Source organism: Caulobacter endophyticus (assembly GCF_029543245.1).
Lineage (GTDB): Bacteria > Pseudomonadota > Alphaproteobacteria > Caulobacterales > Caulobacteraceae > Caulobacter > Caulobacter endophyticus_A.
Genome location: NZ_JARQWV010000006.1, coordinates 57,446 through 77,309, shown reverse-complemented (window position 1 = coordinate 77,309; position 19,864 = coordinate 57,446). Strand labels below are relative to the sequence as shown.

Genomic DNA, 19,864 nt, shown 5'->3' with positions numbered 1-19,864 from the left:
GGGGAGGGCTCCGGGAAACGGGTCAGGCGGCGCGGTAGCCGCCGCCGAGGGCGCGCACGAGCGCCACGTCGAGGGTGAAGGCGCGGGTCTCGAGGTCGGCGAGCGTCCGCTGGTTGGCGATCAGGGAGTCCTCGGCGGAGAGGACTTCCAGGTAGGTGGCCAGGCCGCCGCGATAGCGCTGCAGGGCGATGTCGTGGGCGGCCGACGAGGCGGCGACGGCCTTGCGGGTCTCGTCCAGGCGGGCGTCGAGGGCGCGGGCGCTGACGGCGGCGTCGGCGACGTCCTTCAGGGCTTGGGCCAGGGTCCCGTTATAGCTGGCGACGGCGGCGTCGTAGTCCGCCGCGGCGCCGCGATAGTTGGCCCGCAGCGCGCCGCCCTGGAAGATCGGCAGCCGCACGGCCGGACCGATCGAGCCGATGCGCGAACCGCCCTTGGTCAGGAGGTCGAGGCCCAGCGACTGCTGGCCGAAATAGGCCGAGAGGTCGACGTTCGGGTAGAACTCGGCCTTGGCCTCTTTGATCGACTGGCCGGCGGCCTCGGCGCGCAGTCGAGCGGCGACGACGTCGGGACGACGGCCGATCAGGTCGGCCGACAGGTTGGCCGGCAAGCCGAAGGCCTTCAGCGTTCCGACCTTCGGGCGCTGGAGGGCGAGACCCCGGTCGGGACCGGCGCCCAGGAGGGCTGCGATGCGGTTGCGGGTCAGGCCAACGGCCTCGTCGGCGGCGGCCAGCTGGGCGCGGGCCGAGGCCAGGCCCGCCTTCGACTGCTCGGCCGAGCCGCGGTTCTCCAGGCCGTTGGCGGCGCGGTCGGCGGTCAGCTGGGCCGTCTGCTCGCGGGTCTTGACCGCGTCGGCGGCCGCGTCGCGGTCGGCGAACAGCTGGGCCAGATCCGCATAGGCGGCCGCGACGCTGGTCGACAGCACGAGGCGCGCCTCGGCGGCGTCGGCCTTGGAGGCTTCGGCCTGCGAGGTCGCCGCCGCCAGGGCCGCGCGGTTCTTGCCGAAGAAGTCGAGCTCCCAGGAGAAGTCGAGCGTGGCGCGGCCGGTGTCGTTGTAGCCCTTGGGCACGAAGGCGGCCGGGATGCCGTTGTTGTAGCTCTGCTTGACCGAGGCGTAGGTCGCGCCGGCGCTGAGGCTGGGCAGGGTGGCCGAGCGGGCCTGGCCGGCCAATGCTTCGGCCTTGCGGACGCGGGCCTCGGCGGCGGCCAGGTCTGGCGAGCCGGCCAGGGCCTCTTCGACCAGGGCGTCGAGCTGGGCGTCGCCATAGGCGGTCCACCAGCGGTCGGCCGGCCAGTCGGCGGCGGGCGCGGCTAGGCTCTGTTGCGAGGCGTAGGCGTCGGGCGCCTTGAGCGCCTGGGCCGGCGGCAGCTTGGGCACGGCGGCGCAGCCCGCCAGGGCCGTCGTCGCCAGGAGGCCCGCGAGGGCCAGTTTAAGGGGGAAAGTCCGGGGGAGGGCGTTTGCCATCGGATTTGCTCGATATCAAACCGTACAGTGCGGTCCAAATATAACTTGACGTGACGGCGTCAAGTGAAAAGTGTACGGTCTGGTCCAGAAAACGCCTGGGCCTGGTTAACTGGCCTATCGGAGACGGGAGGAGGGCGCGTGCGCGTCAAGACCGAGGAAAAGCGCAAGTGCATTCTGGAAGCGGCCAAGGCCGTGTTCCTGGAGCGTGGCTTCCTGGGGGCGAGCATGGCCGAGGTGTCGGCGCGCGCCGGCGGCTCCAAGCAGACGCTCTACAGCTACTTCGCCTCCAAGGACGACCTCTTCGTCGCCACCATGCTGGAGAAGGGCGCCCAGATCATCGACCCGGTGTTCTCGACCTTCGAGACCGAGGAAGACCTGCGCACTGCGCTCAGCCGGTTCGGTCGGGTGTTCCTGGCGTTCGTGTCGAGCGAAGAGGTGCTGGCGTTCCGACGGATGATCATCGCCGAGGGCGCGCGTTCGAACCTCGGCAAGCTGTTCTTCGAGAACGGCCCCCGGCGCGGCTGGACGCGAATGACCACCCGGTTCGAGTGGTTCATGGAACAGGGCCAGATGCGGCGCGTCGACCCCTGGCAGGCGGCCATGCACTTCCAGGCGCTGTGCGAGTCCGGGGCGTTTTACCGCCTGCTCGAGGGCGTGCTGCCCGAACTGACGCCGGAGATGATCGACACGGCGGTCGACGCCGCGGTCGACGTTTTCATGCGGGCCTATGGGAACGAGGCGGCCGCCGGCTGACCTCGACTGTTGCGCCTGGGGCGATCTGGCGTAATCATTCTCTCGAAGGTTGACTTGCGGGGCGGGAATGGGGCGCAGCGGGCGGATCGCTGGATTGGCGGGCTTGACCGGCGCGGTCCTGCTGGTGGGCTGCGCCACGACGCCGGAGGCGCGTTTCGCCAGCCTGGGTCCTTTGCGCACCGCGCTAAGCACGCCGTCCCAGACGCTGCGCGAGCGGGCGGACCGCAACGACGCCAACGCCCAGATGGCGTTATCGCTGCTCTATCAATACGGACAGGGCGGCGTCGCCAAGAATCCCGTCCAGGCCACCCTGCTGCGCCAGCGCGCCACGGCCCAGCGGGGCTCGACGCCCATCACGACCTACATCGCCGGCATCAACGGCAAGCCCGGGCGGGTGTCGATGATCTTCGTGCCCCGCTACGACGTCTCGCCGGGCCAGGCCGCGTTCAACGCCGCCTGCGCCAATGCGCTCGCCAGGGGCGATCGCTCGCCCAAGGCCGTCGAGCCTTGCGGCGGCGAGGAGGGCTACGACTACCTGGCCGCCGCCTGGGGGCGCTAGGCGCTCGTTGCGCCGGCGATCAGGTCCAGGGCCTGCGCTTCCGAGACCACCTCGGCGTACTTGGCTTGCAGGTCGAAGAGGTTGGCTTCCTGCACCCGCTCGTCGCGGTCGCCGGAGGCTTCGCGCACCACGAACGGGATGAAGCCGTGCTGCAGGGCGTCCAGCGCGCTGGCGCGCACGCAGCCGCTGGTCGAGAAACCGCCCATGATCACGGTGTCGACGCCCATGGCTCGCAGGGTCGAGGCCAGCGGTGTGCCGAAGAAGGCCGAGGCATATTGCTTGGACAGCACGATCTCGCCCTCGATCGGGGTGATCTCCTTGGGAAACGCGCCCAGCGGCGAGCCTTCCTGGAAGGCCTTCAGCGCCGGCACCTTGCGATAGAACACCCCGCCGTCGCGGCCGCCGACCCCGGCCTGGTAGACGACGTTGGTCAGGATCACCGGGATCCCGGCCTTGCGGGCGGCTTGCAGCAGGCGGGCGTTGCTGGCGAGGGCCTCTTCCACGCCGGCATAGAGCGGCGAGTCCGGCAGCAGATAGGCGTCGACCACGTCGATGATCAGCAGGGCCGGGCTCTTGCCGAAGGCCAGGCGGCCGCCGAAGCCGGCCTTGTGGTAGTCCGCGTTCAGGTCTTCGGCCATCTCAAACTCCGCTCTTCCCCGCGAAGGCGGGGATCCAAGCTGACTCTCAAGGTTCACTTTGAAGGACGGCGTAGGTCCGTCCAATCCCGCTTGGATCCCCGCCTGCGCGGGGATGCTGGGGAAGAAGGAAGCGAAGGGGAGGTCCTAGACTACGCCCTGTTCGGCGAAGGCCTTCAGTTCGCTTTCGCTCACTCCCAGCTCGCTCCACACCGCCGCATTGTCCTGGCCGACCGCCTGCGAGGCGATGGCGCGGACGACGCCGGGGGTCTTGGAAAGCTTGGGCATGACGTTCTGCATCGGCAGTTCGCCCCAGCGCGGGTGGTCCAGCGTGATGATCGACTCCCGGGCCGCGAAATGCGGGTCGGCCAGCATCTCGGGCGCGCGATAGATCTTGCCGGCCGGCACGCCGGCCTCGATCATCCTGGCCTCGACCTCGTCGACCGTCAGGGTCTTGGTCCACTCTTCGATGAGGGCGTCGAGCGCCTTCATGTTGCGGCCGCGGTTGACGTGGTTGACGTAGTCGGGGTGCTGGGCCAGCTCGGGCTGGCCCATGGCCTTGCAGAGGCGCCCGAACACCGTGTCCTGGTTGGCGGCGATCAGGTAGTCGCCGTCCTTGCAGTGATAGACGTTCGACGGCGCGATGCCGGGCAGCACCGAGCCCGAGCGTTCGCGGATGTAGCCCATGACCTTGTAGTCGGGGACCAGGCTTTCCATGACCTGCAGCACCGCCTCGTAGAGCGAGCTGTCGACCACCTGGCCCTGGCCGGTCTTGTCGCGGTGGCGCAGGGCGGCCAGCGCCCCGAGGCACCCGTAGGTGGCCGCCAGGGCGTCGCCGATCGAGATGCCCATGCGCGAGGGCGCGCGGTCGGGATCGCCGACGATGTGGCGCCAGCCGCCCATGGCCTCGCCGATGCCGCCGAAACCGGCGCGGTCGGCATAGGGACCGGTCTGGCCGTAGCCCGACACCCGCACGATGATCAGGCCCGGGTTCTCGGCGTGCAGGATTTCGGGTGACAAGCCCCAGCCCTCCAGCGTGCCGGGCCGGAAGTTCTCGATCAGAATGTCGGCGGTGGCGATCAGCTTGCGGGCCAGGGCCTGGCCTTGCGGCACGCGCAGATTGGCCGAGACCGTGCGCTTGTTGCGGGCCACGACCTCCCACCACAGCGGATAGTCGCCGCGACCCCAGTCGCGCATCGGGTCGCCCTTGCCGGGCGGCTCGATCTTGATCACGTCGGCGCCCATGTCGCCCAGCAGCTGGCCGCAGAACGGACCAGCGATCAGCTGGCCCATCTCGACGACGCGTAGGCCCTTCAGGGGACCCGTGTTTTCAACCGTCATGACGCGCCTTACTCCGCCGCCAGGGCCAGCGGGGCGCTGCGCCAGACCGGCGCGCGGGGCGCCGGCAGGCCGGTCTGCTCGAGGCAGTTGGCGCGAAGCTCCTCGATCGAGGGGCCACGGTCGAACACTTCAAGCGGGCCGCGCTCGGACCGGATCTTGGCGCGCAGGGCCTCGGTCGCGGCCGCATCGACCTTGCCGGCGGCGTTCAGCACCACGCCGAAGCGCTTGGCGCCTTCGACGCTGACCAGGCCGCGCGAAACTTCCAGTTCGACCAGCTCGACCTCGCGCTCCAGCGGGTCGCCCCAGCCGCCGCCGCCCCAGGTGACGAAGTGCAGGAGGTCGCCCTTGTCGACCTGGATCCCGTCGCACTTGGAGGGCAGGGCGATGCTCTCGCCATTGGCCTTGTCCAGGCGCTTCCACGAGCGGGCGCCGGGGGCGCCGCCGTTGACGCCCCACGGCGGCACGAACCAGCGGTCGTCGTGGATGGCGATCGTTCCGGCTTCCGTGAACTTGTAGGTCATGTGGATGCCGTTGCCGCCCCGGAAGCGCCCGGCGCCGCCGCTGTCGGCCACGCTCTCGTAGCGCTCGATCACCATCGGGAAGTAGCGCTCGAGGAACTCGTTCGGAACGTTGGTGAAGCCCGGCCACAGCGAGTGACCGTCGGCGCCGTCGCCGAACGGACGGCCCGGAATGCCGCCGAAGCCGATCTGGAACAGCTGGAACCACTCGCCCTTGCCGTCGAAGCCCGAGAACATCAGGTGCGGCGAGCTCGAGAAGCCGGCGGCGCAGAGGAATTCCGGGGTCTTCTGGCCCAAGAGGGCGCCCAGCACGTCGAAGATGCGGCCGAGAGCGTGGGTGCGGCAGGAGAGGGCGGCCGGGAACTTCGGCTTCAGCAGGCTGCCTTCCGGGATCCGCACGTCGACGAGGTCGTAGAAGCCATCGTTGAACAGGATCTGCGGGTCGAAGACCATGATCATGTAGATGCCGAAGAACATCTTGAACATGTTCTCGTTCAGCAGGAAGTTGATCGAGCTGTCCGACTGCGGATCGGTGCCGTCGAAGTCGAGAACGACCTTCGAGCCCTCACGCCACATGGTGCACTTGATCTTGAACGGGCCGGCGCCCTTGCCGTCGTCGCAGATGTAGTCCTCGAACGACACCGGGGCCTCGCCGATCGCGGTCGAGATCAGGTGGGCCATGGCGCGGTGGTTGCGGGCCAGCAGCTCGTCCAGGGCGCTGGCGAACACGTCGTCCCCGAAGCGCTCGCAGATCTCGACCACCCGGCGGCCGGCCACGCGGCACGAGGCGACGATGGCGTGCAGGTCGGCCTTGAACCATTCGGGCATGCGCGACTGGTGGGCGGCGATCCGCACGATGTCGCTCTGCAGCTCGCCCTTGCGGTAGAGCTTCACCGGCGGCAGGCGGAAGCCTTCCTCGAAGATCGAGGCCGCGTCAGTGGGCAGCGAGCCGGGCACCTTGCCGCCGACGTCGGTCATGTGGCCGAACATCGCCGACCAGGCCACCAGGCGCCCGTCGCGGAAGATCGGAGCGATGCACAGCTGGTCGGACGCGTGGCTGATCGCGCCCTCGACCGAGTAGGGGTCGTTGACGAGGATGATGTCGCCTTCCTCGATCTCGCCGTCATAGCCCTTGAGGAAGCCGTCGATGAACGAGCCGAACTGGCCCACCACCATGCGGCCGTCGCGGTCGGCAATCAGCGGGAAGGCGTCGCCCTGCTCGCGGATGCCGGGCGACAGCGCGGTGCGGAACAGGGTGGCGTCCATCTCGACGCGGGCGTTGCGCAGGGCGTTCTCGATGATGTCGAGGGTCACCGGATCGACGGCGACCTTGCCGAAGGGCGTGGAATTGGTTTCCAGGATGCGCGCGGGCATGTGTCAGCCCTCCTTGGTCGGGTTGATCAGGATGACGCCGTAGGCGTCGACGAGCGCCTCGCAGTCGGGGAGCACCAGGGTGGTCGAATCCATCTCGGTGATGATCGCCGGACCCGGAACGCGGTCGCCGGCGCGGAGCTTGGAGCGGTCGTAGATGGCGGCCGGCTTCATGCCGCCGTCGGCCCAGACCTCGTGGTCGCGGATCTTGGCGCGCGACGGATCGCCGTCGCCCTTCTCGATCTCGAGGCTGGGGATTTCCTGCACCTTGCCCATGGCGACGGCGCGCAGGTTCACCAGCTCGTGCTCGGCGTCCATGTTGAAGGTGAAGAGGCGGCGGTGCTCGTCGTCGAAGGCGGCGGCCAGGCGTTGCAGCCCGCCGTTCTTCAGGCTGTCCAGCGTCACGTGCATCGGCACTTCGAAGGCCTGGCCGTGATAGCGGACGTCGATCTCGAAGCGGGTCTCGATCTCGGCGTCAGTGACGCCGTCGGCCTTCAGCGTGTCGCGGATCTGGCCGTCCATCTCGCCGAACAGGCCGAGCACCTCGGCCTCGGTCGCCGCCGACAGGCGCTTGGAATAGGAGCGGGCCGTTTCGGTGCGCATGCGGGTGGTGGCGTCGCCCAGGGCGCACAGTACGCCCGGCGAGACCGGCGACACGGCCGGCCACGAGCCCATCAACTTGGCCACGGCGTTGACGTGCAGAGGGCCCGCGCCGCCGAAGCCCATCAAAGCAAAGTCGCGCGGGTCATAGCCTTGCTGCACCGAGATCATGCGCAGCGCGCCGAACATGTTCTCGTTGACGATGTCGATGATGCCGCGGGCGGCCTCGTAGAGGTCGATGCCCAGGGCGTCGGCGATGGTCTGAACCGCCGTGCGGGCCGCTTCGCGATCCAGCTTGAAAGCGCCGCCCAGCAGGTCTTCGGGCAGATAGCCGAGCACGACGTTGGCGTCGGTGACGGTGGGGGCCGTACCGCCCTTGCCATAGGCGGCCGGGCCCGGCGCGGCGCCGGCCGACTCGGGGCCCACGCGCAGGGCGCGGGTCAGTTCCGGCACCTTGGCGATCGAGCCGCCGCCGGCGCCGACCGTCTTCACGTCCAGCGACGAGGCGCGGACCGTCAGGTGGCCGACGTCGGTGGTGCGCACGCGGCGCGGCTCGCCGTTCTCGATCAAAGCGACGTCGGTCGAGGTGCCGCCGACGTCGAGCGTGAGGATGTTCTTCAGGCCCGAATTGCGGGCCACCCACAGGGCGCCGGTGACGCCGCCGGCGGGACCCGACATCAGCAAGGACACCGGATGCTCTTCGGACTTTTCCGACGACATCAGGCCGCCGTCCGAGCGCAGCAGGGCGATGCGGCCCTGCATGTCGAGGCCCCGCAGCTTGTCGCGCAGGTTCTTGACGTACTTGGAGACGACGGGGCGGACCGAGGCGTTGGCGACCGTGGTCAGGGTGCGCTCGTATTCCTGCATTTCCGGCAGGACCTCGTGCGACAGCGAGACCAGCACGCCCGGCAGGATCTCGGCGGCCAGCTCGGCGACGCGGCGCTCGTGCGAGCCGTTGAGATAGGCGTTCATCAGGGCGATGGTCACCGCCTCGACGCCCTGGTCCTTCAGCCTGGTCAGCTGGGCGCGGACGTCGGCCTCGTCGAGCGGGCGGATCTCCTTGCCCACCGCGTCGATGCGGCCCTTGATCTCGACGGTGTCTTCCAGCTTGGCCAGCGGTTCGGGCTTCGGCCAGATGATCCAGGCGGCGAGGCCCCCCGGCACCAGCGAGCGGGCGATCTGCATCACCTGATGATAGCCCTCGGTGGTCACCAGGCCGACGCGGGCGCCCTTGCCCTCGAGCACGGCGTTGGTGGCCACGGTGGTGCCGTGCAGGAAGACGTCGACGTCCGACGGCTTGACCCCGGCCTTCTCGCAGACCGCGTTGACGCCGGTCATCACGCCGACCGAGCTGTCATGCGGGGTCGATGGCGTCTTGTGCCGCCAGAAATCGCCCGTCGCCTCGTTCAGCAACAGCAGGTCGGTGAAGGTCCCGCCTACGTCCACGCCCAATCGGTAAGCCATCGTCAGCCTCTATTGCTGGCGCGCCAACTCCCCCCAGGGTGACGGCGCGACGCCTATGGGGCGACATTCCCCCGATCGGGCGGCGCGCGCCGGATCGGGGGAGGGGTTTCACCGCTGTGCGGGCGCCATCAGAACTTCACGGCGAGCTCGACGCCGAAGGTCGCGCCGGCGGCGGGCGAGGCGAAGTTGCCGCCGAACTCCGGCGCCGGGATCACCTCGGTCAGGTACTTCTCGCCGGTCACGTTCTTGCCGAAGGCCGTGACGCTCCAGGTGTCGGCTTCCAGGCCGGCCCGCAGGTCCAGCGTGGTGTAGGCGTCGCGGCGGCTCTTGGCGTAGTTGGCCCGCCCCAGGGCGCCGTAGCTCAGTTCGAACACTGTGGGCGCGTCCTGGTCCTGCACGACGTGGAACCAGGTCGGTCCCGTGCCGCGCACGTCGGCCCGCAGGCGCAAGGCGAGGTTGTCGGGCAGCGGATGGACGTAGTCGGCCGCCAGGTTCCAAGTGTAGCGCGGCGTGTAGGGCGACTCGTTGCCGATGGTGTCGGGCCGCACGCTATTCTTGCGGATCTCGCTGTCGGTATAGGCGCCCGAGGCCTCCAGCGTCAGGCGCGAGCTTGCCTTGTAGCGCAGGCCCAGCTCCGCGCCCTTGATCCGCACCTCGTCGATGTTGGACACCACGCGCAGCAGGCCGAACGGGCCGACGAAGAACTCGAAGAACTGCATGTCGTCGACGTCGGTGTGATAGGCGGCCGCGTCGATGGTCAGGCGGCCGTCTAGCATCCGGCCCTTGGCCCCGATCTCGAAGCTGCTGGAGACCTCCTTGTCGAAGTCGTCGCGGATGCTCACCGGCTTGTAGCCGGCCGCCGTGCGCACCGGATTGACGAACAGGTTGACGGTGGCGGCGCTGCCCTGGCTGTTGAAGCCGCCCGACTTGAAGCCCACGCCCCAGTCGCCATAGAGCGTCCAGTCGTCGCTGGCCTTCCAGCGCAGAGCGATCTTGGGCTGGACCTGGTCGTAGGTCTTCTTCTGGTCCTTGATGCCGCCCGGATTGATCGTGGCGTCCAGGCCCGGGTTCAGCGCCGCGCCGCCGGTGTAGGGCGGGCCGTTGAAGTCGATGTACTTGGTGCGCGCCGTCGTCGGCACCAGGTTGTGCACCTTGCGCTCCTCGCGGTCGTAGCGCAGGGCCAGCGAGCCTTCGAGGCCGGGCGTGATGTCGTAGGCCAACTGGCCGAACACGGCGGCCACGTCGCTGCGGAAGTCGTCCCAATAGAGCTGCTCGGTCGAATAGGCCGAGGAGGCGGGCACGTAGAGCACGCGCGGAACCTCGCCGCCGCCGTCCAGGCCGGTGGCCACGCCGACCTCGCGGTCGATGCGGAGGGCGTAGGCGCCGACCATCCAACGCAGAGGCTGGTCCGAGCGCGAGGTCAGGCGCAGTTCGCCCGAGACGTCGCTCTGGTCGCGCTTCTGGTACTGATAGCCGTCGCAGGCGGTCGGCGTGTAAGGGCCGAAGAACGAGCCCGCCGCCGTCGGCGCCAGGTACTGCGGCGCGGGCAGGGTGATCCCCTTGGCGGTGAGGTTGGCGATCGAGGCCGCGCAGGCGGCGCTGGCGTTGAAGAAGCCGAACGAGGCCGAGGTGCCGTCGGCGACCAGGTCGTTGTCGATGTCGGAATAGAGCGTCCAAGCCGTCAGGGTGGCGAAGCCCAGGTCCCGCTCCAGCTTGGCCGAGACCTCCAGCGCCTGCTGCTCGTTGGTGTGCGGCACGTTGTTCTGGAACGCGAAGTGGTGGTCGTTGACGTCCTCGTAGTAGGAGGGCGTGGCCAACACCGAGGCGAACGAGGGCAGGGCGAAGACGGCGTTGTAGGCGATCGAGCCGGCGGTCAGTTCGCCATAGCGAGCCTTGAGGTCGAGCTTGGTCTTCTCGTCCAGGCGGGCCACAAGACGGCCGTTCAGATTGTAGCCCTCGAAGCGGTCGACCGCGCCGCCGCCGAAGTCGCTGCCCCAGAAGCCGTCGGTCCTGCGGAAGTCGGCCGACAGGCTGCCCGAGATCCGTTCGCTGAGCGGCCCGGCCACGCGGATGTCGCCGGAAAAGCTGTCACGGTTGCCGACGCTGATCTTGCCCGCGCCTTCGAAGGCCTCGCCGGGTTCGACGGTCGAGACGATGATCGCGCCGGCGGCGGCGTTGCGGCCGTAGACCGCGCCTTGCGGGCCCTTCACCACCTCGATCTGGCGCAGGTCCGAGAACTCGCGGTTGAAGGCGGCTGGGTTGGCCATCTGCACGCCGTCGACGACGAAGGCGAACGAGGCCTGGGCGTCGCGGGCGCCGTTGACGCCGCGGATATTGACCTGGGCGTCGCCCTGTTCGGCGGCCTGCACCAGGCTGACGCCCGGGGTCAGGGCCACGAAGTCGGCGGCGCGGGCGACGCCGGCGGCTTCCAGCGTGGATTGGCTCAAGGCCGAGACGGCGGCGGGCACGTCGCGCAGGTTCTCGGCCCGCTGGCGGGCGGTGACCATCACCTCGTCGACGGCGGTGGGCGCCTCCTGCGCGGACGCGGCAGTCGTCCACGCCAGGGCCAATAGCGAAGCGCCCATCAGGGCGGCGGTTTTATCAGGTTTCATCGATCAGGCTCCCCTCCAATGATCGGGGAGGAGCTTGCGCCGCATACCGATGTTCGCCGCGCGGTCGCGCGCGCTCCCCGCCTGTCGGGCGCCGGGGGCGGGGCGCTGGCTTCGCGGGCGCCGCCACGCATCCTCGCGCGCCATGCCTGCCCGCCTCGCGGGCGTCCGCCGGGAGACACGCCATGACCGCCAGCATCGAGATCGTCGAGGTGTCGCCCCGCGACGGCCTGCAGAACGAAAAGGCAATGGTCTCGGCCGGCGACAAGGCCGCCCTGGTGCTGAAAGCGGTCGAGGCCGGCGCCCGGCGGGTCGAGGCGGTCAGCTTCGTCAATCCGCGCGCCGTGCCCCAGATGGCCGACGCCGACGAGGTGATGGCCCGGCTGCGCGGCCAGCAGGACCTGCGCGCGCGGGGCGTGTCGCTGATCGGCCTGGTGCTCAATCGCCGGGGCCTGGACCGCGCCATCGCCGCCGATGTCGACGAGGTCAATTTCGTGGTCGTGGCCAGCGAGACCTTCAACGCCCGCAATCAGGGCGTCCCGATCAGCGAGACGCTGCGTCAGATTTCCGAGGCGCCGCAGGTCGCCCGTCAGGCCGGGCTGAAGCTGGGCGTCACCATCGCCGCGGCCTTCGGCTGTCCGTTCGAGGGCGAGGTGGCGGTCGAGCACGTGGCGCGTATCGCCGCTGAGCTGGCCGACTACGGAGTCACCGAGATCACCCTGGCCGACACCATCGGCGTCGGCGACCCGCTGGCGGTCGAGACCCGCTTCGGCGCCGTTCGCGCGGTGGCGCCGGGCGCGGTGCTGCGCGCCCACTTCCACAACACCCGCAACACGGGCCTGGCCAACGCCTTCGCCGCCTGGCGCTCGGGCGTGGAGAGCCTCGACGCCTCGATCGGCGGCATCGGCGGCTGCCCGTTCGCTCCGGCGGCGACAGGCAATGTGCCGACCGAGGACCTGGCCTACATGTTCGCGCGGATGGGCGTGTCGACGGGGCTGGACCTGCCGAGCCTGATCGAGACGGCCAGCTGGCTGAAGGGCGTGCTGGGCGCGCCGGCTTTGCCGGGGATGGTGTCTAAGGCGGGAGGATTTCCTTCGTGACCCTTCTCCCCTTGCGGGAGAAGGTGGCGGCGAAGCCGACGGATGAGGGGTCTCTCAAAAAGCAAACGCCGCGAAAGCTGATCGGCTCTCGCGGCGTCTGAGGTCTGTGCGACCCCTCACCCGACCTCCTTCGGAGGCCACCCTCTCCCGCAAGGGGAGAGGGATCAGTACTTCAGTCCAACCGCCACGCTCGCGCCATCGGCGCCGACGTCCACGGCCGAGTCCTCGAACTTGGGCGGGCCGAACCTCGCCTTGGGATCGCGCGACAGGCCTACGCCGTCGGCGGGCAGGCCAAGGGCGGTCTTCTTCATCACCCCGTCGCCGTCCTGGTCGTGGAAGGCCAGGAACGACCAGCGGCCCGCCGGCAGGCTGGCGAACTTGGCGCTTACCGCTCCCGAGGCGGCCGGGACCTTCACATTGTAGGGGCAGGTCTTCAGGAACGTGGCCTTGTCGCAGGCCGACACCACGACCTGGCCCTTGGTGTTCTGGACCCCCGAAACCTTGACCTCCACGGAGGCTGCGTGAGCAGCCCCCGTGACGGCCAGCGCGGCGACGAGGATGAGGATGCTCGGTCTCATGCGCGTCGCTCCGGCTATTGGGCCGCGGCCGGCGCGGAGCCGCCGTGGCGCTGTTTCAGGGCCTCGGCCCGCACCCGCTCGCCATCGACCAGCGGCACGGTCTTGAGCAGGAAGTCCTTGGCTTCCGCAGGGTTGGCGCGGTCGGGCGAGGGGATCACCATCGCCCGCTTGCCCTGGATGTCGCGCTCCATGGCGTCGACGTCCAGCGCCCAGCCCTTCTCGATCAGCTCGCGGCGCTTGTTGCGCCAGGCCACCATGATGCCGTCCGACTTCACGCTGACTTCCTCGTGCAGATAGACGGGCAGCAGCTCGGGGCAGACCTTCTCCATGATCACGCGGTCCTGCTCGAAGATGCGCAGGGTGCGGCGGCGGCTGTCGCCGTCCCAGATCTTCTGGGTCAGGAAGTTGCGGGCCATGATCCAGCGGGTGATCGTGGTGGTCTCGTCGATCGGCGTGTTGACGTCGAAGATCACCGTCGACCAGGTTGGCGTCGGGCGGATCTGGATGCGCACGTGCGCGCCCGAGACGTGGAAGCCGTTGCGCACGGTGACCATGCTGCGCTTGGCCTTGCGGAAGAACTTCCACATGCCCTTGTACTCGGGCGGCACGAACTTCAGCTCGGCATAGGCCGACCACTCGTCCTGCTCGAGCGTGAACTCGTGCACCTGCGGGGCTTCCTTGTCGCCGAAGCTGGGGTGGACGAAGGCCGCGTGCGAGGGGTCGATGCCGTTCTCGGTGATGCGGGCGTAGTTGGCCTTCCACTCGTAGGTGCCGCGGATGCAGCGCCAGGCCGGATCCTCGAACTCGGGGAAGGGCGGCAGGGGCGGGCGCTCGGCCTCGGGCAGGTCGCCCATGAACACCCAGATCATCCCGTACTTCTCCTGCACGGGATAGGAGTCGACCTTGGCGCGCGGCGGGATCTTCACGCCGGGCTCCTGCGACGGGATCTTCACGCACTTGCCGCCGCCGTTGAAGCGCCAGCCGTGATAGGGGCACTCGATGGCGTCGTCGACGACCATGCCGCTGCCCAGCGAGGCACCGCGGTGAATGCAGACGTCCGACAGGCAGCTGACCTTGCCCTTGGAGTCGCGGAACACCACGAACTCCAGGCCCAGCATCTTCACCCGCTTGTGGCCGCCATTGGGAATTTCGTCGCTGTACTCGGCGACGTACCACTGGTTCTTGATCATGGCGCCTTCTCCGGCTGCGGGGCGGCGGGGGCCGCCAGACCGCGAAGAATGAGGTTTGGTATCTTGGTGTCGTCCCAGTCGTCGAGATCGACGCCGTCGCGCAGGACGACCAGCTTCTGCGAAGGCACGATCCAGAGCCGCCGCTTGCCCCAGCCGTCGAGGAAGATGGCGTCCTCGGCGGCGATCGGCTCGGCCGAGACGCTGGCCTTGTCGGGACGCTCGGGCGAGTAGATGCGGTTCTTGGCGAACGGACGGCCGCGCCAGATCTGGAAGCCGTAGCCCGGATTGGCCTTGCCCGGCGCGCTCATGGCCGCGACGTAGTCGGCGGGCAGGACCTGCTTGCCCTCGAACGACCCGCCATTGGCCAGCATGATCCCGATGCGCATCCAGTCCTGGACCTGCGAGATCATGCAGCAGTCGCCGTGCGCCAGGCCGCCTTCCTTGGCCAGCCACAGCGAGCCGTCGTGCATGCCCAGCGGCTGGAACAGCTTCTCCGACATGTAGTCGGCGAAGGTCTTGCCCGTGGCCCGCTCGACGATGACGCTCAGCGCCACCGGGTCGGGATTGTGGTGGCCGAACACCGTGCCCGGCGGGTGCACCGCCTTGAGGGCCAGGTTGTCCTTGGCCAGGTCCGGCGACAGGAAGGTGCGGATGGTGCTGGACCAGGGGGCGTAGGAATAGTCCGGCGGCTCCAGGCCCGACGACATCTGCAGGAGGTCGCGGATGGTGATCTTCGAGCGCTCGTCGTCCTTCCACTCGGTGATGAAGTCGGCGGCCGGCTGGTCGACCGACTTGATCTTGCCATCGGCGATGGCCGCGCCGATCAGCATGCCGGTCATGGTCTTGGTGAAGGAGTGGGCCTTCATCACGCTGTTGGGGCCAATGCCGTTCCAGTAGCGCTCGTAGACGATGGCGCCGTCCTTGACCACGATCAGCGCGTCGGACTTGCGCGCGCCCGCATAGCTCGCCGCGGCCTCCAGCGCGGCGGGATCGATCCCGGCCGCTTCCGGCGTCGTCTTCGGCAGCGCCGCGCCGGGCGCGCCCTTCACCACGGCGACCGGCTTGTACCAGTCGATCGGCGGTTCGAGCGGGTTGACCGTCAGGGCGCGGAAATAGCGGTTCCAGTAGAGCGGGGCGGTCGCATAGGTCGCCGCGCCCGCCAGGACGACGGCGCTAAGGCCGATCAGCAGGATCTTGCGCTTCTTCACCTCAGGCCGCCTTCACTTCGGCAATGGACGTCACGCCGAACGGGATGTCGAGCTTGACGCTGGCGACCAGCTCGCCGCTGTCCAGCGCGATCTTGGCCAGTTGCCCTGAGAAGAAGTCGCCGGCCCAGAAGTGGGCACCGTCGTCGGTGACGCGCAGGAACGACCAGCCGCGGCCTTCCGGCACGGCGTAGGTGCGCACCACCGAACCGTCCTGAGCCACGAGGCGCACTTCATTGCCGCAGCTGACCAGCACGTCGTCGCTGGGCGTGGCGGCGATGCCGAACACCATGCCCGGCGGGTCGGTGCGTACATAGAGCGGCGAAAGCTGGGCGTCGGCCTCGATGTCATAGCGGAAGACGGTGTTGCCGGTCTCCGAGACGTAGGCGGCCGTCTTGCCGTCCGACAGCACGGTCAGGTGGGTGACGCCCAGGAAGCCCATGACGCCGCCGTGGTACTCGGGACGATAGAAGCGCACCACGCGGCCGTCGGCGTCGAACCGCACCAGACGGCCGTCACCGGTGAAGGGCGGGGCCTGGCCCGAAAGATGCTCGCCGGCCAGCGAGCCGCCATCGGGCAGGAAGACCATCGAGCCAAGGCCTCGGCCGGGGAGCAGCGAGGCCTGGCCGGGGACGCGGCGGCCCGCGGCGTCGATGCGGGTCACGTTGCGGGCGAACGGATCAAGGGCGTTGAGCTCGCCGGTGCGGGGATTCACCGCCAGGCCCGAAACCATGCCGAAATCGCCCGTATGCAGCGCCGCCTTGATCTGCAGGTCGGGTCCCAGAAGCAGGATCCGCGACAGGCCCAGCTTGAGCTTGTCGTCGGTGACCATCGTTGCGGCTACCCAGAGGTCGCCCGCCTGGGGATTGACGGGGAGGGAAAGAGGGTCGCCGAACATATAGAGGGTCTCCGTGCGCTCAGGCCCGCGCTTGGCGGGATGCTCGGAGGCTTTCAAAAAGGGACCGACCGGTCAATTTTTCAATCGGCGCTATCCACCTGGCGAGAAGTCGCGGTGTCGACGCCGGTCTGGTAGCGGCCCATCACGTGGTCCAGCATGCCCACGACCCGTTCCCACGCCACGTCGTCGTGAAGGTCGAAGCCGAAGAAGTTCGGTTCGAACTTGGCGCGCATGCCGACGTAGGAGACAGCTGACAGCATCGTCATGGCGATGGCCAGCAATTCCTTGTCCTCGCTGCGCTGGCCGATGAAGAGGCGCTCATATTCTTCCCAGATGCGTATGCGCACGGCGGTGACGGCGTCGCGCAGCTCGGGCGGGCCCGCGAATTCGCCGGCCATGATCGTGGCCACGGCCGGATGGGCGCGCAGGGACGAGGCGTAGGTCCGCACCAGCATGCGCAGGCGCTCCATCGGCGGGCGCTGGTGAAAGGTCTCCAGCGGTTCGTCCAGCATGTCGGAGAGTCGCGGCCAGATCCCGGTGCGACGCACCCAGGCGTCAGCCACCCCGCCCAGGCCGCCGAAATAGTCATAGATTTGTTTCTTGCCGACGCCGGCTTCCTTGATTAGGGCATTCACACCCGCGTCGTGGACGCTTCCGCGCTCCATAAGACGCCCGAACGCCTCCACGATCGCTGCTTCTGTGGCGATCCGGCGCGATTGCCGAGGCTTGGTTGCGGGCGCTACGTCTGTCAGCATGGCGGGACTTTCCTGAACTCCTATCCGATGGACGGACAAACGCTTTATCGCAAGACCTGTATTGGTCCGGCTCCATCATCTTGACCGTCGGGGAACAGTCGCGGGGAACGCGGCGGGGTGTGGTCAAGATTTGAAGAGGGGAGTCATGACCAAGTCAGCTATGAGTATCTATGGCGCGAGCGCGAGCGCTCTTACGCTTCTGATTTGTTCGGGGCAAGCCCTCGCGCAAACGACGACTTCAGAAGATATGACGGTGATTGGGGAGATCACCGTCACGGCGCGTAACAAGTCTGAATCTCTGCAAGAGGTTCCGATCACGATCAACGCGGTCTCGGCCGAGACGATCGAGCGTCGCAATATTTCCGACATCAGCCGCGTGGCTCAATCCACCGCCGGCCTGACTTTCGATCAGGGCCTGACGCCCAGCGACACGCGCCCGGCGATCCGCGGCGTGCAGGCCGTGCGCGGCCGTCCGAACGTGGCCATCCTGGTGGATGGGGTCGACACGTCGTCGGAAGCCTTCGCCACCGCCGGCGGCGGCGCCCTGGCGTCCCTGCGCTTCGTCGACGCCGAGCGCATCGAGATCGTGAAGGGTCCGCAGAGCGTGCTCTACGGCCGTTCGGCCTTCTCGGGCGCGATCAACTACATCTCCAAGCGTCCGAACCTTGGCGAGTTCGAGGGCAAGCTCAGCCTGGAGGCCGGCGACTTCGGCCTGAAGGAAGGCAAGGTCTCGCTCTCGGTCCCGCTCGTGCAGGACAAGCTGGCGATCAACCTGAACGCCGGCGCCTGGGAAAACGACGGTCAGTACCTCAACAGCGTCAGCGGCAAGCGCGTCGGCGGCGGTGAAGCCAAGGGCGCGGCCTTCAGCGTGCTGATGAAGCCGACCGAGAAGCTGAGCGTCTTCGCCCGGGTGCAGACCTCGCACGAAGAATACGACCAGATGGCCCGCGCCTACATCACGGCGGTGAACCCGCGGACCGGCACGGCCAACACCGCCAATCTCGGCGTCGCGGTCACCGATCCCAGCAACAATCGCCCCGGCTTCACGGTCAAGGGCGACCTCAGCGACGCCGCGGTGGTCAAGAGCCAGACCATCGCCTACTCGCTGGATCCGCGCACGGGCAAGGACTTCAAGGGCACGGTCACGGATGCGACCCGCGCCTCGTTCGAGGTCAACTACGAGAGCGACTGGGGCACCTTCACCTCGCTGACCGGCATCACCCGCGGCGAGACCACCCAGATCCAGGACTTCGACAACTCCAACAACAGCCTCAGCGGCAATGTCCTGCCGCTCTATGCGGGCATGGCGCCGTTCTACGGCTCGCTCTACCAGTACCTGGGCTTCCTGCGCGCCTATGGCGTCAACTACTCGACCGTCGCGCCGACCGGGGGCCTGCCGGCCATCGGCTTCTCGGTGATGCTGGACGATGACTTCGACACCAAGCAGCAGAGCCAGACCCTGCGCTGGAGCAAGGACTTCGGCAAGCTGCGCACCTCGCTGGAAGGCCTGTACTTCCACGAGACCGCCAGCCAGATCAACAAGGACCAGTTCTGGATGCGCGAGGGTTCCGACCCGCGTCTGACCATCCTGACGGCGCTCTTCATGGGCGGCGGCGCCACGGCGACCGGGGCCTTCCAGGCGCCGACCACGACCGCGAAGGCCACGGCGGACTATCCGCTGAAGATCTCGCGCGAAACGGACTCGCTGTCGTGGGCCGGCAGCGTCGAATACGACGTCACCGACGCCCTGACCCTGCGCTTCGACGGTCGCTATATCGAGGAACGCGTCGCCTATCGCGGCAGCCCGTACCAGCCGATGTACTACCGTCTGTTCGGCGTGCAGCTGGTCTGCCTGCAGCAGCTGGGCTGCGCCGCCGGTCCGGCCGGCACCGTCGCCGCTCGCAACGCCCAGCTGGCCAGGACCACCCAGATCGACAAGAAGACCGTCCGCGCCGACGCCTTCACGCCGAACTTCGTGGCCAACTACAAGCTTACCTCGCGCAACTCGGTCTATGCGTCGTACGGCGAAGGCTTCAAGCCGGGCGGCGTCGACACCACCGGCACCAGCGGCAGCGTCGACTCCACCTTCAAGCCGGAAAAGCTGCAAAGCTTCGAAATCGGCTCGAAGAACGTCTTCCTCGACGGCGACCTAGTCCTGAACGGAGCGATCTTCTTCAACCGCTACAAGAACCAGCAGATCGGCACCACCAAGGTGCTCGGCGGCACCTCGGTGCCGTCGGTCGAGAACGCCGGTGAAAGCGAAAGCAAGGGCATCGACCTGACCAGCGACTGGCGGGCCACCCACTGGCTGACGCTGAGTGGCAACTACACCTACACCGACGCCGAGTTCACCGACTACAAGGTCCCGACCCCCGGTTACTTCGACCGGATCGAGTCCACCAACGGCGACTACACCGGCAAGGCCGTTCCGCTGACGCCCAAGCACAGCTTCAACATCTCGGCGCTGGTCACCGGCGAGCTGCCGAAGATGTCGAACTGGTCCTGGACCGCCGAACTGTCGGGCCGCTACCAGTCCAAGCGCTACATGACCCAGAACAACCTGACCTGGCTGCCGAGCTACTTCGTCTCGGATCTGCGGGCCGGGATCACCGACGGGTCGTGGGGCATCGATCTGGCCGTCACCAACCTGTTCGACGACGACACCCCGAAGAACGCCATCGCGGCGACCGACTTCGGCTTCTTCGATCTGAACAACAACACGCCGCCGCGCTCCTACGTGGTTTCTCTGCCCGAGAAGCGCGCCGCCTCGATCCGCATCAGCAAGACCTTCTGATCGCGCTGATCGCGTGACCTTCAAGGCCCGGC

15 protein-coding genes are annotated in these 19,864 nt (G+C 68.3%); 4 read left to right on the top strand and 11 right to left on the bottom strand.

The genetic code is table 11. The features are described 5' to 3' along the window. Nucleotides 1–22: 22 nt before the first annotated feature. Nucleotides 23–1,462, bottom strand: coding sequence for an efflux transporter outer membrane subunit (locus P7A99_RS07470; RefSeq protein WP_277793283.1), 1,440 nt, complete (start codon nt 1,460–1,462; stop codon nt 23–25). Between the two features lie 138 nt (nt 1,463–1,600). On the opposite strand from P7A99_RS07470, the gene P7A99_RS07465 reads away from it, so the two are divergent. Together P7A99_RS07465 and P7A99_RS07460 are read left to right on the top strand one after the other, a co-directional pair. Beyond that, complete coding sequence (locus P7A99_RS07465) at nt 1,601–2,215, top strand: TetR/AcrR family transcriptional regulator (protein WP_277793282.1); 615 nt, start codon at nt 1,601–1,603, stop codon at nt 2,213–2,215. 103 nt (nt 2,216–2,318) lie between these two features. Beyond that, nucleotides 2,319–2,774 carry a hypothetical protein gene (locus P7A99_RS07460; protein WP_277793281.1) on the top strand — a complete coding sequence of 152 codons (456 nt, stop codon included), beginning with the start codon at nt 2,319–2,321 and terminating at the stop codon, nt 2,772–2,774. On the opposite strand, the gene P7A99_RS07455 is transcribed toward P7A99_RS07460, so the two are convergent. The 5 genes from P7A99_RS07455 to P7A99_RS07435 form a co-directional block, all read right to left on the bottom strand. Then, the gene (locus tag P7A99_RS07455; RefSeq protein WP_277793280.1) at nt 2,771–3,412 is read right to left on the bottom strand and encodes an isochorismatase family protein; all 642 of its coding nucleotides are present in this window, start codon (nt 3,410–3,412) and stop codon (nt 2,771–2,773) included. The two genes, P7A99_RS07460 and P7A99_RS07455, sit on opposite strands and share 4 nt — an antisense overlap. A 144-nt stretch (nt 3,413–3,556) precedes the next feature. Further along, on the bottom strand, nt 3,557–4,750 hold the full coding sequence (locus P7A99_RS07450) for a CaiB/BaiF CoA transferase family protein (protein WP_277793279.1): 1,194 nt from the start codon (nt 4,748–4,750) through the stop codon (nt 3,557–3,559). 8 nt (nt 4,751–4,758) lie between these two features. Next, nucleotides 4,759–6,642 carry a hydantoinase B/oxoprolinase family protein gene (locus P7A99_RS07445; RefSeq protein WP_277793278.1) on the bottom strand — a complete coding sequence of 628 codons (1,884 nt, stop codon included), beginning with the start codon at nt 6,640–6,642 and terminating at the stop codon, nt 4,759–4,761. A 3-nt stretch (nt 6,643–6,645) separates the two neighbouring features. Next, complete coding sequence (locus P7A99_RS07440; protein ID WP_277793277.1) at nt 6,646–8,703, bottom strand: hydantoinase/oxoprolinase family protein; 2,058 nt, start codon at nt 8,701–8,703, stop codon at nt 6,646–6,648. A 128-nt stretch (nt 8,704–8,831) separates the two neighbouring features. Beyond that, nucleotides 8,832–11,315 (bottom strand): TonB-dependent receptor, encoded by a 2,484-nt coding sequence (locus P7A99_RS07435; protein ID WP_277793276.1) that lies wholly within the window; start codon nt 11,313–11,315, stop codon nt 8,832–8,834. A gap of 182 nt (nt 11,316–11,497) precedes the next feature. Here P7A99_RS07435 and P7A99_RS07430 point away from each other — a divergent pair, with 182 nt between their 5' ends. Continuing rightward, complete coding sequence (locus tag P7A99_RS07430; RefSeq protein WP_277793275.1) at nt 11,498–12,412, top strand: hydroxymethylglutaryl-CoA lyase; 915 nt, start codon at nt 11,498–11,500, stop codon at nt 12,410–12,412. A 164-nt stretch (nt 12,413–12,576) separates the two neighbouring features. On the opposite strand, the gene P7A99_RS07425 is transcribed toward P7A99_RS07430, so the two are convergent. The 5 genes from P7A99_RS07425 to P7A99_RS07405 form a co-directional block, all read right to left on the bottom strand. Then, nucleotides 12,577–12,990: a DUF2141 domain-containing protein gene (locus tag P7A99_RS07425; RefSeq protein WP_277793274.1), complete on the bottom strand. Its 414-nt coding sequence runs from the start codon at nt 12,988–12,990 to the stop codon at nt 12,577–12,579. Between the two features lie 14 nt (nt 12,991–13,004). After that, the gene (locus P7A99_RS07420; protein WP_277793273.1) at nt 13,005–14,180 is read right to left on the bottom strand and encodes an aromatic ring-hydroxylating oxygenase subunit alpha; all 1,176 of its coding nucleotides are present in this window, start codon (nt 14,178–14,180) and stop codon (nt 13,005–13,007) included. After that, entirely contained in the window at nt 14,177–15,388 is a 1,212-nt protein-coding gene (locus P7A99_RS07415) for a serine hydrolase domain-containing protein (RefSeq protein WP_277793272.1), read from the bottom strand. Before P7A99_RS07415 ends, P7A99_RS07420 begins: the two co-directional genes overlap by 4 nt. Before the next feature lies 1 nt (nt 15,389). After that, a complete protein-coding gene (locus tag P7A99_RS07410) occupies nt 15,390–16,217 on the bottom strand; it encodes a hypothetical protein (RefSeq protein ID WP_277793271.1) in 828 nt (275 codons plus the stop codon). Nucleotides 16,218–16,363: 146 nt separating this feature from the next. Next, on the bottom strand, nt 16,364–16,918 hold the full coding sequence (locus tag P7A99_RS07405; RefSeq protein WP_277793270.1) for a TetR/AcrR family transcriptional regulator: 555 nt from the start codon (nt 16,916–16,918) through the stop codon (nt 16,364–16,366). Nucleotides 16,919–17,285: 367 nt separating this feature from the next. Here P7A99_RS07405 and P7A99_RS07400 point away from each other — a divergent pair, with 367 nt between their 5' ends. Next, nucleotides 17,286–19,832 (top strand): TonB-dependent receptor, encoded by a 2,547-nt coding sequence (locus P7A99_RS07400; protein ID WP_277793269.1) that lies wholly within the window; start codon nt 17,286–17,288, stop codon nt 19,830–19,832. The last annotated feature ends 32 nt before the right edge of the window (nt 19,833–19,864 follow it).

What these genes read in the sequence shown, in the direction of transcription:
- P7A99_RS07470 (WP_277793283.1), bottom strand. Translation starts at nt 1,462, where the DNA reads ATGGCAAACGCCCTCCCCCGGACTTTCCCCCTTAAACTGGCCCTCGCG.
- P7A99_RS07455 (WP_277793280.1), bottom strand. Translation starts at nt 3,412, where the DNA reads ATGGCCGAAGACCTGAACGCGGACTACCACAAGGCCGGCTTCGGCGGC.
- P7A99_RS07450 (WP_277793279.1), bottom strand. Translation starts at nt 4,750, where the DNA reads ATGACGGTTGAAAACACGGGTCCCCTGAAGGGCCTACGCGTCGTCGAG.
- P7A99_RS07445 (WP_277793278.1), bottom strand. Translation starts at nt 6,642, where the DNA reads ATGCCCGCGCGCATCCTGGAAACCAATTCCACGCCCTTCGGCAAGGTC.
- P7A99_RS07440 (WP_277793277.1), bottom strand. Translation starts at nt 8,703, where the DNA reads ATGGCTTACCGATTGGGCGTGGACGTAGGCGGGACCTTCACCGACCTG.
- P7A99_RS07435 (WP_277793276.1), bottom strand. Translation starts at nt 11,315, where the DNA reads ATGAAACCTGATAAAACCGCCGCCCTGATGGGCGCTTCGCTATTGGCC.
- P7A99_RS07430 (WP_277793275.1), top strand. Translation starts at nt 11,498, where the DNA reads ATGACCGCCAGCATCGAGATCGTCGAGGTGTCGCCCCGCGACGGCCTG.
- P7A99_RS07425 (WP_277793274.1), bottom strand. Translation starts at nt 12,990, where the DNA reads ATGAGACCGAGCATCCTCATCCTCGTCGCCGCGCTGGCCGTCACGGGG.
- P7A99_RS07420 (WP_277793273.1), bottom strand. Translation starts at nt 14,180, where the DNA reads ATGATCAAGAACCAGTGGTACGTCGCCGAGTACAGCGACGAAATTCCC.
- P7A99_RS07410 (WP_277793271.1), bottom strand. Translation starts at nt 16,217, where the DNA reads ATGGTCACCGACGACAAGCTCAAGCTGGGCCTGTCGCGGATCCTGCTT.
- P7A99_RS07400 (WP_277793269.1), top strand. Translation starts at nt 17,286, where the DNA reads ATGACGGTGATTGGGGAGATCACCGTCACGGCGCGTAACAAGTCTGAA.